We start from the raw sequence: 14986 nt of genomic DNA, 5'->3' as shown, positions 1-14986 counted from the left end.
CGTACAATCCACAGCTCGACTAGACTGTATTTAGCGATGGGCGTCAGCGGGAACGCGGACTGAACGGATGGCGAGGCGCTCTCAGGTTCATCGTCGGAACGCCGCCCGGAACAGGCTCGCTCCTATAAGGAGGGTCAAGTGAACATTCGTTGCTGTGCAGTCGCATTACTGCTGGCCCTGAGCGGGTCGGCGTTCGCGACGGACACAATCGTGCTGATTCCCAACCCCATCGGAATCTGGCTGATCACATTCGGCATCGCGTTCCTGATCGCCGAAGCCGCCTTGCCCAACTACGGCGTGATCGGGTTGGGCGGGATTGTGATGTTCGTCATCGGCGCGGTGATCCTGAGCAACACCGAAGTGCCTGTGCCGTTGATGATCGGCCTGGGGCTGATCAGCGCGTTGCTGTTGATATTCCTGGTGATCCACGCCCTGAAAACCCGACCGCGCCAAACCGTCAGTGGCGATGCAGGACTGGTGGGCAGCGTGGCCCCGGTGACGTCGTTGCAGCCCGGCAATGCCTGCAACGGCTGGGTGCACCTGCAAGGCGAAAAGTGGCAAGTACTCAGCGCCACGCCACTGCAACCCGGGCAACAGGTCCGGGTGGTGGCACGCAAGGGATTAGTGCTGAAAGTGGCCGCGGCTGACGCGGCGCCGGATGGAGAATAACCATGGGCCTGCAACTGGGTTTTGCCGCGCTGCTGCTGTTGGTGATTGCACTGGCGGGATCGACTTTTCGCATCCTGCGCGAATACGAGCGCGGGGTGGTGTTCCAGCTCGGTCGTTTCTGGCAAGTCAAAGGCCCCGGCCTGATCCTGCTGATTCCGGTGGTCCAGCAAATGGTCCGCGTCGACTTGCGTACCGTGGTGCTCGACGTGCCACCTCAAGACGTGATCACCCGCGACAACGTTTCGGTCAAGGTCAATGCGGTGTTGTACTTCCGCGTGCTCGACCCGCAGAAGGCAATCATCCAGGTCGAAGATTTCCTGATGGCCACCAGTCAACTGGCCCAGACCACCTTGCGCGCGGTGCTCGGTAAACACGAACTCGATGAACTGCTGGCCGAGCGCGAACGGCTGAACATCGACATCCAGCAAGTGCTCGATGCGCAGACCGACGCTTGGGGCATCAAGGTCGCCAACGTCGAAATCAAGCACGTAGACCTCAACGAATCGATGGTCCGCGCCATCGCCAAGCAGGCCGAAGCCGAGCGGGAACGTCGGGCCAAGGTCATCCACGCCGAAGGCGAATTGCAAGCCTCGGAAAAACTCATGCAGGCCGCCGAAATGCTCGGCCGTCAGCCGGGCGCCATGCAGCTGCGTTACATGCAGACCCTGAGTTCGATAGCCGGGGACAAGAGTTCGACCATCGTTTTTCCACTGCCCATCGAGCTGCTCAAGGGCATGGCGGATTTGTCGAAACCTTGAGCAATCAGCCTTTGGGCAACACGGCGCACTCGCCGAGCCAGGTCAGTAAACGGTCGAGACAAGCCTCGACCGACTGCGCCCCGGTGTCGAGTACCAGCGCAGCGGACGGGGGCGGTTCATAAGGCGCGGAAACCCCGGTAAACCCGGCCAAATCACCGCGACGTGCGCGGGCGTAATGACCTTTGGGGTCACGCCGCTCGCACACCGCCAGTGATGCGCTGCACCAGACTTCGCGGTAATCCTCGCCCAGACGCGTGGCAAACAACTCACGCAACTCCAGCAACGGCGCGATCATCGCCAGAATCACGATGTGCCCGTTCTCCACCAGCAACGCCGCCACTTCGCTGGCACGGCGAATATTTTCCTGGCGATCGCTGTCAGCAAAACCCAGATCACGATTGAGCCCGACCCGCAGCCCATCGCCGTCGAGCACGACGCTCTGCACGCCGCGTTCGAACAATTCGGCGTGCAGCGCCTGGGCCAGGGTCGACTTGCCCGCTGCCGGCAAACCGGTCAGCAAAATCACCGTGCCGCGATGGCCGTTGCGGGCTTCACGTTGTGCCCGGCTGATGCTCGCCGTCGGCGCCTGCAGGTTATTGAGTCTGGACATGCGTCACCGGCACCGTGATGTCGCCCGCCGCCCACGCCGATTCGCGATTGGCCAACGCGGTGGCGATGGACTGGACTTCGGTGGACTGCACCTGGTCCGGCAGCGGATCGAGCCCCGCGCTGGCAAAAATCTGCCCGTACGCGTTGCGCAGATCGGCGTACGACAGGTCGCGGCGCAGATCGGCTTGCAAGGTGTTCAACTCGCCCTGAATCAAGTCCAGTTCGCCCAGCCCCGCCGCCTGATAGCGATTGCGCAGTTGGCCGACAATCTGCCCGTCAATGTCCGACAGTTGCTGATTGGTCTTGAATTGCCGCAGCGCCTCGCGGTAGTTGGCGTTGGCCACATAGAGCTGCGCCAGCACCGCAATCGACATGGCCTGGCGGCGCGCCGTGGCCACTTCTTCACCGGCCTTGGCGACGTTGATCGCCGCCGGAGCCGAAATCACGTTGAACAGGTTCCAGGTCACCTTCACGCCGTAGTCGGCCCAACCCTGCTCCACCAGGAAGGAGTTGCTGTCGTAATGCCCGCCAGCGGAGAACTCCAGCCCCGGTAGCAGACGCAGCATGGCTTTGCGGGTTTCGGCGGCGCTGATGCGGCTCTGGTAATCCTGCTCACGCAGTTCCGGGCGGCTGGTCAGGGCTTCCTGCTCCAGGCTGGCGAGGTCGACCTTGAGTTCCGGGATGACGTAGTCGTCCTGGGTCGCCAGGGTCAGTTCGGTGCCCAGCGGCAGATTGATCAGGGTCGCCAGTTCGGTTTTCGCCAGCGACAGGGCGCGGCGCTGTTCTTCGAGTTGGCGCGTGGCTTCGATCAGCGAGCGTTGATATCCCAACGCCTGGATCGGATCGCCGATGCGCTGCTGGCTCATGCTCTGGCTGTTGCCGCGCGCGGTCTCGACCCGGGACATGAGGCTGTCGATCTGCTTGAGCAAGCGCTCGGCGGCCATGGCTCGCCAATAGGCCGAGCGCACGTCCTGAACGATGGTGTTGATCACTTTGCGCCGGCGTTCCTGAACGATGAGCCGCTGGTCGCCCTGTTGCTTGGCACTGATGTAGCTGACGCCGAAATCGAGCACGTTCCAGACCATGGTCAGGTCTGCCACTTCACGATCGCGGTCCTGTGAAGTCGATGGCTCCAACGACTGGGTGCCGGTCCGCACGCTCTGGCTGCTGGAGGCGCTGACGTTGTTGCGGCCGACATAACCAGCGTCCAGCGCCATGCGCGGCAGCATGTCGAAACTGGCGAGGTCGAGTTGGCGCTTGGCCAAGGCCTCTTCCATGATCTTGAGCCGGCCTTCGAGGTTGTACTTCACCGCGCGGGCCATGGCCTGATGCAGGGTCAGCGGACCGCTGAGCGGTTCCTGACCCTTGTACATGCTTTGCAGATCGCTTCGGGCGCGCTGTTCGCTGACGCTGCGTTCGATCGGTTCACTTTTGACGGCACATCCACTGATCGCCAACGCGAGCAGACTGGCGACAAACAACTGCTGACTTCTCTTCATCCTTGACTGCCCCTGGGTGACGCACTGCTTTAAGTATTTCAGGCCTGCATTTCGCTGATGCCGGCCTGTTTCAAAGCAGCGGCCAGGTCGTTGACCTGCCGTTGCTCGGTGTCTTTGAGCTGTTGCAATTGCTGGACGAGGCTCGGCGCGCCAAACACGCCGCGCAGCCCCTGTGAAACATCGCCGGCCTTGATCGAATGGTTGCCAAAGGAATTCAGCGAGTCTCGCTCGTTACCGGACTCCTGATTAAACAGACTCGACAACGTGCTGGTGCTGAAAACCCCGCCATCACCACCACCGAAACCAAGGAAGCCGTGGCCTGCACCTTCGCCGCCGCTGTCGCTGCTGCTGAACACCTGCGCGATGAAACTCTGCGCCAGCGCGCCGTTGTTCATGAAGATGTCGCCCAACGGCCGGATGCCGTTGCCGATCACCCGGTCCTCGAACAACGGGGCAAACGTCAGCGGCGAGCCGAGATCACCGGAGGGCGGGGCGAAGATGATCGGTTGCAGTGGCACGTTCGGTTGATCGGTCACGGTCACCGGGTCGCTGCTGAGGAACTCCGGATCCGGGGTCACCTGCACCGTAGCCGGCGCCACGACGTCTATCGCATAGTTGTTGGAGACCGACACCGTGGCCCCCGCGTTACCCGCCAGGTCGGTGACATTGCTTGTGTCGAGGGCGATGAAGTTGCTCGGGTCACTGACATTGGCAGTTGGCGTGAAGGTCGCGGTCCAGGTCTTGCCGCCGTCGCTGCTGCTCAGGTTGGACAAGTCGCCGTTGGTCACGCTCAGGTCCGACAGGTCGAAATCACTCACGGCCTCGCTGAAGGTAAACGTCACCACCGTGCTCTGGCCGGCAGCCATGCTCGGGTTGGCGACCACGATGCTCACCGTTGGCCGGGTTACGTCCAGGGCGTAGTTGTTGGAAATAGCGATGCTCGCGCCGGCATTCCCCGCGAGGTCCTGCAAGGTGCCGGTGTCGAGCACGATCAGGTTGGTCGCATCGTTGATGCCGGAGGTCGGCGTCAGGGTCGCGGTCCAGGTGATACCGCCGTCGCTGCTGGTCAGGTTCGACAGCACAGCGTTGGCCACGCTGATGTCCGACAGATCGAATCCACTCACCGCTTCACTGAAGGTGATGGTCACCGTGGTGGTTTCGCCGATGCCCAGGCGGTTGTCGGCAACCACGATGGTGGCGGTCGGCAGCGCGGTGTCGATGGCGAAATTGTTGGAGTCGGTGGTGCCCACGCCGCTGTTGCCCGAGGCGTTGGCCACGCCGGTGTTGTCGAGGGTGATCAGGTTACTCGTGTCGGTGATGCTCGACGTCGGGGTGAACGTTGCCGTCCAGGTGACGCCGCCATCGCCCGAAGACACGTTGCTGAGCGTGCCATTCGCAATCGTCAGGTCGGCGTTGGAGAAACCGCTCACCGCTTCGCTGAAGGTGATGGTCACCGTAGCGGTTTCACCCGCCTTCAGCGCCGTGTCGGAGACCACAATAGTGGCTGTCGGCAGCACAGTGTCGATCGTGAAGTTCGCCGAGTTGGTGGTTCCGCTGCCCGTGTTACCGGCGATGTCGGTCACCCCGGTGTTGTTCAGGGTGATGAGGTTGCTGGTGTCCTTGATGCCAACCGTCGGTGTGAACGTGGCGGTCCAGGTGATGCCGCCATCGCTGCTGCTCACCGCGCTCAACGTACCGTTGGGGATGCTCAGGTCACTGTTGTCGAAACCGTTCACGGCTTCGCTGAACGTGATAGTCACCAGCGTGGTTTCGCCCGCGCTGAGGGTGCTGTCGGCGACCACGATGGTCGCGGTGGGCCGGGCTGTGTCGATGGTGTAGTTGTTGGAATCGGTGGTGCCTGAGCCCGAGTTACCGGCCAGGTCCGCGATCCCCGTGTTGTTCAGCGTGATGAGGTTGGTCGCATCGTTGATGCTCGCGCTCGGCGTGAAAGTGGCCGTCCAGGTGATGCCGCCGTCGCTGCTGCTGACCGCGCTCAAGGTGCCGTTGGCAATCGTCAGGTCGGCGTTGGTGAAGCCAGTGACTGCCTCGCTGAAGGTGATCGTCACCAGCGAGGTTTGACCCACCGCCAGCGTGGGGTCCGTCACAATGATCGTCGCCGTCGGGCGCACGGTGTCGATGGCGTAGTTGTTGGAGTCGGTGCTGCCGATGCCGGTGTTGCCCGAGCCGTTTTGTACACCGCTGTTGTCCAGCGTGATCAGGTTGGTGCTGTCGGTGATGGCGCTGGTCGGGGTGAAGGTCGCCGTCCAGGTGATGCCGCCATCGCTGCTGCTCACCGCCGTCAAGGTGCCGTTGGCGATGGTCAGGTCGGCGTTGCTGAAACCGGTCACGGCCTCGGAGAACGTGATGGTCACCAGGGACGTTTCGCCGATTTTCAGCGCGTTGTCGGCAATGACAATGGTGGCCGTCGGAATCACGGTGTCGATCGTGTAGTTACCAGAGTTGGTGGTGCCGCTGCCCGCGTTGCCGGAAAGATCGGCCACACCGGTATTGTTCAGGGTGATGACGTTGGTCGCATCGTTCACACCCACTGTTGGCGTGAAGGTCGCGGTCCAGGTGATGCCGCCGTCGCTGCTGCTCACCGCGCTCAAGGTGCCGTTGGCGATGCTCAGGTCCGCATTGGTGAAACCGCTGACCGCTTCGCTGAAGGTGATGGTCACCAGCGAGGTTTCGCCGGCGGTCAGGGTCGGGTCGGCCACGACGATGGTCGCGGTAGGCCGGACGGTGTCGATGGCGTAATTATTGGAATCGGTGGTGCCGCTGCCGGCGTTGCCCGACAGGTCGCTGATGCCGGTGTTGTCCAGGGTGATCAGGTTGGTCGTGTCGTTGATGCTGGCGCTCGGCGTGAAGGTCGCGGTCCAGGTGATGCCGCCATCGCTGCTGCTGACCGCGCTCAAGGTGCCGTTGGCAATCGTCAGGTCGGCGTTGGTGAAACCAGTGACCGCCTCGCTGAAGGTGATGGTCACCAGTGAGGTTTCACCGATCCTCAACGCAGTATCCGCCACGACGACGGTTGCTGTCGGACGCACGGTGTCGATGGCGTAGTTGTTCGAATTGCTGGTGCCGATGCCCACGTTGCCGCTGCTGCCCCCCTGCACGCCGCTATTATCCAGGATGATCAGGTTGGTCGCATCGGTGATGCTGACGGTTGGCGTGAAGGTGGCGGTCCAGGTAATGCCGCCGTCGCTGCTGCTCACCGCGCTCAAGGTGCCGTTGGCAATCGTCAGGTCGGCGTTGCTGAAACCGGTCACGGCCTCGGAGAACGTGATGGTCACCAGCGAGGTTTCGCCGATTCTCAGCGCGGTGTCGGCGACGACAATGGTGGCTGTCGGTGCCACGGTATCAATCGTGTAGTTACCGGAGTTGGTAGTCCCGCTGCCTGTGTTGCCGGAGAGGTCGGCCACACCGGTATTGTTCAGGGTAATGACGTTGGTCGCATCGTTCACACCTGCCGTTGGCGTGAAGGTCGCGGTCCAGGTGATGCCGCCGTCGCTGCTGCTCACCGCGCTCAAGGTGCCGTTGGCGATGCTCAGGTCCGCATTGGTGAAACCGCTGACCGCTTCGCTGAAGGTGATGGTCACCAGCGACGTTTCGCCGGCGGTCAGTGAAGTATCGGCCAGCACAATCGTGGCGGTCGGACGCACGGTGTCGATGGCGTAATTATTGGAATCGGTCGTGCCGCTGCCGGCGTTGCCCGCCAGGTCGCTGATGCCGGTGTTGTCCAGGGTGATCAGGTTGGTCGTGTCGTTGATGCTGGCGCTCGGCGTGAAGGTCGCAGTCCAGGTGATGCCGCCATCGCTGCTGCTGACGGCGCTCAAGGTGCCGTTGGCAATCGTCAGGTCCGCGTTGGTCAAACCACTGACCGCTTCACTGAAGGTGATGGTCACCAGCGAGGTTTCACCGATCCTCAGCGAAGTGTCCGCCACGACGATGGTTGCCGTTGGCCGCACGGTATCGATGGCGTAGTTGTTGGAGTCGGTGGTGCCGCTGCCCGCGTTGCCCGACAGGTCGCTGACACCCGTGTTGTCCAGGGTGATCAGGTTGGTGCTGTCGGTGATGGCGCTGGTCGGGGTGAAGGTCGCCGTCCAGGTGATGCCGCCGTCGCTGCTGCTCACTGCCGTCAGCGTACCGTTGGCGATGGTCAGGTCGGCGTTGCTGAAACCGCTCACCGCCTCGGCGAAGGTGATGGTCACCAGCGAGGTTTCGCCGATTTTCAGTGCATTGTCGGCCACCACGATGGTCGCGGTAGGACGCACGGTATCAATGGCGTAATTGTTGGAATCGGTGGTGCCGCTGCCGGCGTTGCCCGACAGGTCGCTGATGCCGGTGTTGTTCAGGACGATCAGGTTGGTCGTGTCATTGATGCTGGCGGTCGGTGTGAAGGTCGCGGTCCAGGTGATGCCGCCATCGCTGCTGCTCACCGCCGTCAATGTGCCGTTGGCGATGGTCAGGTCGGCGTTGGTGAAACCACTGACCGCTTCGCTGAAGGTGAACGTCACCAGCGAGGTTTCGCCGATGCTCAGCGCGGTGTCGGCCACGACGATGGTCACGGTCGGCCGCACGGTATCAATGGCGTAGTTGCTCGAGTCGGTGGTGCCGCTGCCGGCGTTGCCCGCCAGGTCGCTGACACCGGTGTTGTCCAGGGTGATCAGGTTGGTCGAGTCAGTAATGCTGGCCGTCGGTGTGAACGTGGCCGTCCAGGTGATGCCGCCATCGCTGCTGCTCACCGCCGTCAAGGTGCCGTTGGCAATCGTCAGGTCCGCGTTGGTTAAACCAGTCACGGCCTCGTTGAAGGTGATGGTCACCAGCGAGGTTTCGCCGGCTTTGAGCGCCGTGTCGGTAAATACGACGGTGGCGGTCGGGCGAGCGGTATCGACGACGTAGTTATTGGAATTGGTGGTGCCGACGCCAGCAGTGCCCAGGCCGTTGATCACCCCGGTATTGTCGAGGGTGATGACGTTGGTCGTGTCGGAAATACTGGCGGTTGGCGTGAACGTTGCCGTCCAGGTGATACCGCCGTCGCTGCTGCTCACTGCGCTCAAGGTGCCGTTGGCGATGGTCAGGTCCGCGTTGGTGAAACCGGTCACCGCTTCGGAGAAGGTGATGGTCACCAGGCTCGTTTCGCCGATGCTCAACGTGCTATCGGCGACCACAATGGTTGCGGTCGGCGGCGGTGCATAGGCGGTATTGAGTATCCCGCCGTCGTTGTAGATTGCCGCCACGGCGGTCGGCGAGGTGCCAATTGTCCCCCCGCCCTGCGCAGAACCACCGGCACCGCTGCCCGCGGCATTACCGGACAGGGCCGCGAAGTTGGCGGCGGTGATCAGCAACGTGCCCTTGTTCCAGATCGCACCGACGCCCCGGCCGCCGATGCCGCCGTTGGAGGCGTTGCTGCCTTGACCACCGCCACCGCCGCCGCCGCCACCGGCGCCGATGTTGTTGGTAATGTTCGACGTGCCGATGATGGTGATAACGCCGGAGCTTGCGTTGTAGATCCCGCCCGCCGCGTTGCCGCCGGCGCCACCGACCTTGTCCCAACCGGCGCCGCCGCCACCGCCGCCAATGGAAATCGTGCCATTGGTGGCCGTGGCACCGTTACCGCCGTTGCTGTAGTAGGAAACGCCCACGCCGCCAGCCCCGCCAGTGCTGGTGCCGCCGCGACCGCCCATGTGGGTCGCGTCGTAACCGCCGCCGTAACCACCAACGCCAGCGCTGCCTGCCTGGCCGCCCAACGTGCCGGTGCCCGGCCCGGCCGAACCGCCGTGCCCGCCACCCTGGCCGCCCAAACCGCCACCGCCGCCACCACCACCGCCGTAAAACGCCCCCGTGACACCGCCGCCGCCACCGCCGCCAGAAGCGGCGTTTGAGGTCACGGTCACGTTGTTCAGCGTCAGGACCCCTGCGTTGAAAATCCCCCCGGCCATCGCGCCCGTGGCGCCGTAGCCACCGTTGCCGCCCGTGCCCGACACCAGCCCACGGGTGATCACCAGACCATCGAGCGTCACGGTTTTGCCCGCCGCAATTTCAATCACCCGGGTCCTGTACTGACCGTCGAGAGTCACATCCGCCACACCGTCGTTGTTCAAGTCGCCATCAACGATGATGTTCTTGTTGATCAGCAGTTCGGAGGTCAACTGCACCGTCATGCCGGTGCTGAAAGTGACGGTATCGCCGTTCTGCGCCGAAGCGATGGCGGCACGCAACGAGCCGACGCCGGTGTTGGCGTTGTTGGTGGCCGTCCAGCTCGCCAGGCCCCACTGATAGTCGCTCATGGCCATTTTCGACAGCACGTTGGCGCTTTCGATATTGCCGGTGGCGATCTCCAGATCCCAGTCGCCACCCACGCCGGTACGGTTGATGGACGCTGCCACATCACGGCCGGTCAGTTGCGCCAGGGAATCGACGAAGTTCAAACCTCGCTCACCCTCGGCGGTGTAGCAGCCGTAGATCAGGATGTCGCCGCCGACGTTCATGTCTTTGCCGATTTCCGCCAACACCGCGCTGCGGGCCGCGACGTTGTCGGCAGACAGGTAACTGTTCCCCAGCCACAGATCGCCCGCATTGCCGTGGGCGATGATCTGTACCGAGCTGATGCCCTGATGGGTGTCCAGGTAATCGGCAATCTGCTGCAAGCCGTCCTTGGTGGCATCGAGTTGAACCACCTGAGTACCGGGCGCCACACCTTTGAGCAGGCTGTCGGCATCCTTGACCCGGGAATCGACGAACACCACGCTCTGTCCCGGCACGGCAACGGGCGCCACGGCGGGCGTGGCATCGGCCTGGCCGTGGGTGTCCTGGCTGGCGACCGGTTTCTCCGCAACGGGCGGCTTGGCCGCGTCGGCCGTGGTGTGGCTGTCAGCCTGGGCGCTATCGGCCACCGTGGCCGCAACCGCGCCGTCGAACAGCATTCGCGGTTCCAGGGACATGATCATTGGAGAGGCCAGCGCTCGTGCGCCTTTGGTAATCCGTGACTTGCCGTTGCTCCACCACATGTTACTCACCCGGACTCGAACGTTTTTTCTGCGTAAACGAAAACGCCGCGATCAACTGATCGCGGCATCGGCTTTCATACGAATGACATTGGCGGCGCTGGCAGAGCCATCGAGCCAGAAGGACAATTCTGCGTACTGCTTGAACAAATCCGGCGGCAGAATCGTGCGCCGCGATTGCAACTCGACTTTGGGTTTGACCTTGTGCAGGCCGGACACGCCGAGGGCTTGATCGAACTCCGGCGCGTCGTAGGCCAGGTGGTCGAAATCGTGCTCGAACCAGGGCTCGCCAATGAAGTCGTAGACCAGCCGCATCACCCGGTCAGGCGCTTGAGTCAGCAGGTCGTAATCGACGATCAGCAGCGAGTCGGCGTGTTCACCGTAATAGGCTTCCTTGAGCGCCGCCCAGGCAAAACCGACCAGGCGATTGCGTTGGGCGAGGGTTTCGCAGCGGCTGTAGACCGTGTTGCGTTCGACCGCATCGCCAAACAGCTTGGTGTTTTCAAAAGGGTTGGCGCGATAAAGACGCTCGATGCTGTCCATGACCCAGGCAACGTTGCGCACACAGGCAATGACCTTGGCTTGCGGGAACAGATCGCTGATGGCCGGCAGGCGCGAACTCCACAAGCGGTTGGTGTCGAACACCACCGGTTTGTCGGCCTTGTCGGCGTAGAAGGAGTCAAACAGGCCGCGAAGCAAACGGCGGCGCAGGTCGGTATCGATTACCGCGCCGAACTCGCTGCCGGCGCTGCATTGTTCGAGGACACCGGAAAAGAGTGAGCCGACGGGGCTGGTCATGCCGGCATGGAAACGCGGGTTCTGCAAAAGGATTGCAGAAAGCAGGGTCGAGCCCGAGCGCGGCAAGCCGGAAATAAAATGGAACTGCTGCAATCCCTTCACCCTAGTCATAAGTCCTTTATGTATGACGGAGCGTAGACCATGAATGGCCTTAGAAGTAGTGGTGTTTTGATATCAAATCGAAGTTACGGCGCAGACTAAAACGCGTTTTTTATTACTGCTTGCGAGGTGAATCGTTTAAGCATTCCACCGGCTCAATGCAGTACGAACAATCGCGCAGTGGCGCCTCCCGCCTGTGTTTCGCCCGAGCGCTGCCAGCCTGAGGGTAACGGCGCGAATTCGTCCGGAACATCGACGGTGCCAATCAGCCAGACTCGGCCACTGCCCTTGGGCAAGCGGTCGAGACTGTCGAGGTACGTGTCCTGAGTCACCAATGTGCCAAAGCCATAGGCGTTCGGCCGGCTCGAAGCGCCATTGGCCAGCGGCGGAGTGAACAGCAGGGGCTTGGCCTCGGTGCGGTTGTAATAGACGTAACTGAGGTACCAGAGCATGTCGCTGGTGACGATCCGGTCACCGGTCACGAAGTGCTGGTTCACATAGTCGACCATGACGTTGATTTGATCATTGGTGTCCACCGTGGCGTTGTTCTTCAAACCCACCAGTTCAACACCGACAAACAGCACCAGCACCGTCACGGCCAGTACCCGAAAGCCTGAATACAGACGATCAACCGCCAGCGCGACAATCATCGGCAGCCCCAGGGCATACGCCGTCAGGTAGCGCTCGATAAACACCGGCGTGATAAACGAAACCCCGAACACCAGCAGCAACGGCAACGCCGTGTAGATCACCAGCAGCGCGCTGCCACGAAAGACACTGCGGTCCCGCGTCAGCGCCACCCCCACAATGGCCAGCAAGGCCAGCGGCATCGCGATGAACATCAGCGTCGGCAGGTTCTCGCCATCGTCCTGGATCAGGAACGACCAGAACATCGAAGGCAACGAGCCGAACGTGACAGGCGTTTCCCAGCCCACATCGCCGTTGGCCTTGAGTTGATCCAGATGCTGGAGCAGATCGATCAGGCTCGGCGCCCACGGCAGGTACAACAACACGATCGCGACATTCGCCAGCCACCAGCCGGGGCGTTGGACATGGCGCAATCGATGCCCCGGCTGGACGCGGATCAGCCCCAGATACAGCCAGTGGCAGAGCACGCACAGGGCCGTGAAGTAGTGGGTGTAGAACGCAGCAGTCATCAACAGCGCATACGCCACCAGATACCGTCTGCGATGCGGGCGCCTGATCCAGTAGGCCAAGGCAATCGTCGCGCCGATCAGCCACAACCCCAACAGCGAATACATGCGCACTTCCTGGCTGTAGCGCACCGCCGTGGGCAACAGTGCCAAGAGGAAACCAGCCAGCAGCGCTGCACGGCGAGTGGCGAGCAAATCCATCAGCCAGACGCCGAGCCACACCGTGACGATGCCGGGCAAGGCGCTGAGGCAGCGGATCGAAAAAATGCCGTCGCCGAACAACCCGACCCAGCCATGCAGCAGCAGGAAATACAGCGGAGGGTGCACGTCATGGGCCGCATGGACCCAGATGTCGGCCACTGAATACTGACTCAGTAGCAGGCTGGAACCTTCATCGCCCCAAATGGCGGCCGCCGTCAGGTCGTAGAAACGCACCAGCGCCGCCAACGCCAGGATCGGCAACAGCCAGTGCTCCTGCGCCCAGCGCAACCAGCGCTGAACAATCGCCCAGATGCCGGGTGCGGCGTGCGGCTCATGGGTGCCGCCAAACGGTGTTTCTCTGCGCGCCTCCATTACCCCCCTGAAACAGCCCTCGACCACCCTGCCTGTTGATCACTTTAGGACGGCGCCGGTTCGTCGTCGATGCCGGTTTTGCGACCAGCGACATTCGGCCGTGAGGCGCATCAACTACGCTCTGGTTTGGCGTGACTCAGCCAGGGAAATGAATGGAGTCGGCTGATCGCAACGATGGTTCCGGATGTCCGGGCCACGCTTGTGGCGCGCCAGACAACTAACCTGAGGGATGAGGAACTATGGAAGTATTCATCGGCACTATCCAGCCTTTCGCCTTTAACTACGCGCCCAGCGGTTGGGCCTTGTGTAATGGCCAGACGCTCGCAATCCAGCAATACAACGCACTGTTCGCGCTGCTGGGCGTCAACTTCGGAGGCAATGGCGTCTCCAACTTCATGCTGCCCAACCTGCAAGGCCGAATGCCGGTGTGCATGGGTAACGGGCTGAACCTGACCCCACGCGTCATCGGCGAGTTCTCCGGGACCGAGAACGTCACCGCGACCATCACCAACCTGCCCAATCACACCCACGCCCTGTCCGGGCTGACGGCCACCACCACCCTGCAACTGGCCAGCCCGGCGAGCAACCCGGTCACCACCCCCACCGCGACCAACTCGTACATCGGCGCTTCCGGCGGCGGACCGGGCTCGGCGAGCATCTACTCCGATCAGCAAGGTGCGGCAGCCGTGCCGCTCAAGGGTGTGGCCACGACAGTCACCGGGGAAATCTCGTCCGCCGGCAACGGCCTGCCCATGGAAACGATGAACCCGTTCCTGGTGCTGAACTTCAGCATTGCCCTGGAAGGGCTGTTCCCTTCGCGCGGTTGAAATCCGGCCGGGGGATTCAACGCCCCCGGTCACTTTCATTTTGGGAGTGACGCCATGCTGCAACAGGTTCAACACCAACACTTTCAGGCGCTTCTGGGAAAGACGGGGACGCTGCGGTTGCCGGATGGCAGTGAGCTGCCGATCCATATCGACAGCCTTGAAGAATCACCCCGGGCGCGGATGCCGAAAAGCGAACGCATGCCGTTCCGGGTCGAGTTCAACAGCCTGCAACCCACAGAGTTCGTAGATGGGTTGTGTGCGCTGGAGTTACCGGAACTTGGCTACGTGGAGGATATTTTTGTCTCGCGGGTGCCCGCCATGGGGCGTGATCCGGGCGTGGGATATTTCTACATCGCATTCAACTGATTCACAGGGATCAAAATGTAGGAGCGAGACCGGCTTGCCGGCGAAGGGGCCTTCACACTCAACATCACTGCTGAATGATCCGCCGCTATCGCGAGCAGGCTCGCTCCCACAGGGTCATGGTTGTATTCAGCCATTGGGATACCACACCAACCGCTCCGCCGCCGGATTACGCTCTTCAACCTGAAACCCCAGCGCCAGGTAATGCTGGCGCGCGTGGGCATTGTTGGCCCAGACCACCGTGGCCACCGGGCAGCGAATCTGCTGCGCAGCTTTCTGCACCCCTTGCAGCACCGCCCGACCGTAACCCTGGCCACGAGCCTGCGGGATGAACGCCAGGTAAAGCACGCGGATTTCATTGGGGCCAAAATCGGTGGTCAACGCACCGATGGCCGTGTCGAGCTTTTCGATCACGTAGTGCATCGCGTTGGGGAAGTGCTCTCCCAGCCCTTGTTCCTGTACCTGGAATTGCTGGGCGACGACCTGCTCAACCACCTCTCGCTCGCCGTCGATCCATTGCAGATCCGGTCGTGCCGATTGATAAAGCCTGTGCAGAAAAGGACCATCGTTAACGCGCGACGGCCGCACCACCAAACCGTCGGCCACCACAGCATCCGTGTTCGCCATCGC

10 protein-coding genes are annotated in these 14986 nt (G+C 62.2%); 4 read left to right on the top strand and 6 right to left on the bottom strand.

All coding sequences use genetic code 11. The features are described 5' to 3' along the window. Nucleotides 1-138: 138 nt before the first annotated feature. Nucleotides 139-669 carry an NfeD family protein gene (locus K5R88_RS21920; protein WP_223434944.1) on the top strand — a complete coding sequence of 177 codons (531 nt, stop codon included), beginning with the start codon at nucleotides 139-141 and terminating at the stop codon, nucleotides 667-669. Nucleotides 670-671: 2 nt separating this feature from the next. Next, nucleotides 672-1427, top strand: a complete 756-nt coding sequence (locus K5R88_RS21915; RefSeq protein WP_008034707.1) for a slipin family protein — start codon at nucleotides 672-674, stop codon at nucleotides 1425-1427. 4 nt (nucleotides 1428-1431) lie between these two features. Here K5R88_RS21915 and cysC read toward each other — a convergent pair whose 3' ends face one another. The 5 genes from cysC to K5R88_RS21890 all read right to left on the bottom strand — a co-directional run bounded on the left by cysC (nucleotide 1432) and on the right by K5R88_RS21890 (nucleotide 13166). Next, nucleotides 1432-2037: an adenylyl-sulfate kinase gene (gene cysC / locus K5R88_RS21910; RefSeq protein ID WP_008039663.1), complete on the bottom strand. Its 606-nt coding sequence runs from the start codon at nucleotides 2035-2037 to the stop codon at nucleotides 1432-1434. Further along, a complete protein-coding gene (locus tag K5R88_RS21905) occupies nucleotides 2021-3535 on the bottom strand; it encodes a TolC family protein (RefSeq protein WP_008034717.1) in 1515 nt (504 codons plus the stop codon). Before K5R88_RS21905 ends, cysC begins: the two co-directional genes overlap by 17 nt. A gap of 38 nt (nucleotides 3536-3573) precedes the next feature. Continuing rightward, complete coding sequence (locus K5R88_RS21900) at nucleotides 3574-10545, bottom strand: Ig-like domain-containing protein (protein ID WP_226298336.1); 6972 nt, start codon at nucleotides 10543-10545, stop codon at nucleotides 3574-3576. A gap of 51 nt (nucleotides 10546-10596) precedes the next feature. Next, nucleotides 10597-11442 (bottom strand): sulfotransferase family protein, encoded by an 846-nt coding sequence (locus K5R88_RS21895; protein ID WP_404943250.1) that lies wholly within the window; start codon nucleotides 11440-11442, stop codon nucleotides 10597-10599. 152 nt (nucleotides 11443-11594) lie between these two features. After that, nucleotides 11595-13166 carry a glycosyltransferase family 39 protein gene (locus K5R88_RS21890; protein ID WP_226298335.1) on the bottom strand — a complete coding sequence of 524 codons (1572 nt, stop codon included), beginning with the start codon at nucleotides 13164-13166 and terminating at the stop codon, nucleotides 11595-11597. 239 nt (nucleotides 13167-13405) lie between these two features. Here K5R88_RS21890 and K5R88_RS21885 point away from each other — a divergent pair, with 239 nt between their 5' ends. Then, nucleotides 13406-13993 (top strand): phage tail protein, encoded by a 588-nt coding sequence (locus tag K5R88_RS21885; protein ID WP_226298334.1) that lies wholly within the window; start codon nucleotides 13406-13408, stop codon nucleotides 13991-13993. Nucleotides 13994-14047: 54 nt separating this feature from the next. Next, complete coding sequence (locus K5R88_RS21880) at nucleotides 14048-14359, top strand: DUF6916 family protein (RefSeq protein WP_226298333.1); 312 nt, start codon at nucleotides 14048-14050, stop codon at nucleotides 14357-14359. Nucleotides 14360-14485: 126 nt separating this feature from the next. Here K5R88_RS21880 and K5R88_RS21875 read toward each other — a convergent pair whose 3' ends face one another. Then, complete coding sequence (locus tag K5R88_RS21875) at nucleotides 14486-14983, bottom strand: GNAT family N-acetyltransferase (protein ID WP_192226644.1); 498 nt, start codon at nucleotides 14981-14983, stop codon at nucleotides 14486-14488. Nucleotides 14984-14986 lie beyond the last annotated feature (3 nt).

It is taken from the genome of Pseudomonas sp. MM213 (genome assembly GCF_020423045.1).
In the GTDB taxonomy this organism is placed as follows: Bacteria; Pseudomonadota; Gammaproteobacteria; order Pseudomonadales; family Pseudomonadaceae; genus Aquipseudomonas; species Aquipseudomonas migulae.
The sequence above is the reverse complement of the archived record's forward strand: the minus strand, read 5'-3'. Positions and strand labels throughout refer to the sequence as shown.

Bases quoted from the DNA above. Each gene is read 5' to 3' on its own strand.
- K5R88_RS21915 (WP_008034707.1), top strand. From the start codon at position 672: ATGGGCCTGCAACTGGGTTTTGCCGCGCTGCTGCTGTTGGTGATTGCA.
- cysC (WP_008039663.1), bottom strand. From the start codon at position 2,037: ATGTCCAGACTCAATAACCTGCAGGCGCCGACGGCGAGCATCAGCCGG.
- K5R88_RS21905 (WP_008034717.1), bottom strand. From the start codon at position 3,535: ATGAAGAGAAGTCAGCAGTTGTTTGTCGCCAGTCTGCTCGCGTTGGCG.
- K5R88_RS21900 (WP_226298336.1), bottom strand. From the start codon at position 10,545: ATGTGGTGGAGCAACGGCAAGTCACGGATTACCAAAGGCGCACGAGCG.
- K5R88_RS21890 (WP_226298335.1), bottom strand. From the start codon at position 13,166: ATGGAGGCGCGCAGAGAAACACCGTTTGGCGGCACCCATGAGCCGCAC.
- K5R88_RS21885 (WP_226298334.1), top strand. From the start codon at position 13,406: ATGGAAGTATTCATCGGCACTATCCAGCCTTTCGCCTTTAACTACGCG.
- K5R88_RS21880 (WP_226298333.1), top strand. From the start codon at position 14,048: ATGCTGCAACAGGTTCAACACCAACACTTTCAGGCGCTTCTGGGAAAG.
- K5R88_RS21875 (WP_192226644.1), bottom strand. From the start codon at position 14,983: ATGGCGAACACGGATGCTGTGGTGGCCGACGGTTTGGTGGTGCGGCCG.